A 1,867-nucleotide genomic window follows, 5' to 3' on the forward strand; every position below is an offset into this window, starting at 1 on the left:
TACGGACCCGACACCGTCCGATGGACGAATACGATCAAACGAGAGCGGCGCGCCATAAAATCCATCACGACTCAATGGGTCGTTTTCACCGGACTCAAAAAACACGGTTTTCCTCGAGACTCGGCCGTCTTTCATCTGCCCGTGAAAACCACGCCTGAAGCACCGGGGATGGTAGCGGACAGAATTCCGTTCACAACCGAAACGAGCCGGGCACTTCCTGACTCGCTTGTCTGGTGGGGTCCTGACGATCAACCGGGGACCTTGACGGCGGCGGCAGCGCAAGCCGCTGCGTTTCCGGAATTACGCGATCGCGTCGCCATGCTTAATCGCATCTTGATCATCGACCCGCACCAAGTCGATGCGCTCACGATCCTGGCCGGAAATCTTCATGCCGTCTTGCTTCGGCAGGCCGCCCAGGGCCACAAACTGAACGTCAAGGATCCGTTATTATCGCTGGCCGTCAATGAGTTCTATTGGAACATCTATGCGGCCGCCGGTCGCCTCGACCTGGCGAATGCCATGGAAATGGGTGGATTCTCGCAACCGACCCCGGCCGACTTCCTGTATCGACTGTTGCCTGCACTGGAAACCCTATCGAAAACCCGTCCTGAGCAGTTGGATCACCGCTTCCGGCTCGGTATGGCTTATCGCTGGAACAATGACCAGATTCCGATGATCGAGACGTTCGAAGCGCTGGTCAGAGACATTCCCGCCGACAAAAAGACGCCCAGAGCCGAGGCGCTGGTGCAGTTGGCCTGGTCGCGTATCAACAAGGTGGCTTGGAATAGGAAACGGCACGACCCGGACAGTGTCCGAGCGTACGAGGACGCTCAGACCTCATCGGCCATTGCCGAGCTGCCGCTCGACAAGTTTCTCGCGGAATACACGATGGCCTACAGCATGATTTTCATGCCGGACTACGGGGATAAACACCAAATGCTACGACATCTCACCGAGGCCAAACATTGGTTTGATGAAATACCTGGGAAAGATGATGAGGTCTGGCGTTATTTCCTCCATAGCGAATTGCTGAAAGCCGTACTCGACGCCGATCCGATGTTCCAGCCCATCCTGGCCTCGGCAGAGAATCCGAAGGGGTAGTCACCTCATTGTATCAATCGTCACTACATCAGCCACAATGCCGGATGAACTCGGGACTCGTTAAAGTCCGCTAGCGGCCAAGAACGGAAGTTCGGCGCCGAGATCGCCACGCCGTAAAGCGGTTCTCACAGCCCTGTCGCATGAACGTTCGCCATAACTGGGCCAATAGAACGGAAGCTGCCATACCCCGCCACACGCCGCCTCTCCTCTATTGACCAGATCTGGAACCGTGCCTCTCAGATGTCAGCCTCAGCGCTGAATAGCATCGGCGTCGTGCCTGTCACATAAACCTGTTATCCTGCCGCGCTCAGGTTCACCTCAGCATACAGGAGTCCATTCCTACGAGGGGCAATGGAACGGACGGTGCGATACACCGCCATATGTTCAATGGTGATCAGGAACGAACGGCGCGGGACATGCTGAACCCACGCAACCGTCATGAAGCATTCCAACGTGCCCACGGGCTATCAGCCAGTCACTGAGAATGCTTCCGCTACGCAAAGTACGTGTTGTCTCCAGGGATCGTCAGCGCGGTATTTTCAAACGGTTAGAATCGATGTGACGCAATATAACCGCTTCCGTTCCATTGCCCCTGGGACGACAGCTTGCCGATACTGTTGCAGAGCAGCTATTCTGAATCACTGGCATGACACGATCCGGCGTCATATTTTATCCTTTCCATCTGTGCCACGAGCGCACCTTGCAGTGGCTGCTGGAGCGGTATCAGCAGGTGCATTTCCGGGACTATATGGCCATACAAGTCAGT

The 1,867-nt window shown here is 55.9% G+C and carries 2 protein-coding genes; one reads left to right on the forward strand and one right to left on the reverse strand.

What is annotated here, in order from left to right; genetic code table 11:
* The coding region (locus tag ACOSYY_RS07565) for a hypothetical protein (RefSeq protein ID WP_421661657.1) at positions 1 to 1,101 on the forward strand (1,101 nt) is incomplete at its 5' end.
* Positions 1,102 to 1,394: 293 nt separating this feature from the next.
* On the opposite strand, the gene ACOSYY_RS07570 is transcribed toward ACOSYY_RS07565, so the two are convergent.
* Entirely contained in the window at positions 1,395 to 1,541 is a 147-nt protein-coding gene (locus ACOSYY_RS07570) for a hypothetical protein (protein WP_421661658.1), read from the reverse strand.
* Positions 1,542 to 1,867 lie beyond the last annotated feature (326 nt).

Source organism: Nitrospira sp. BLG_2 (genome assembly GCF_049222245.1).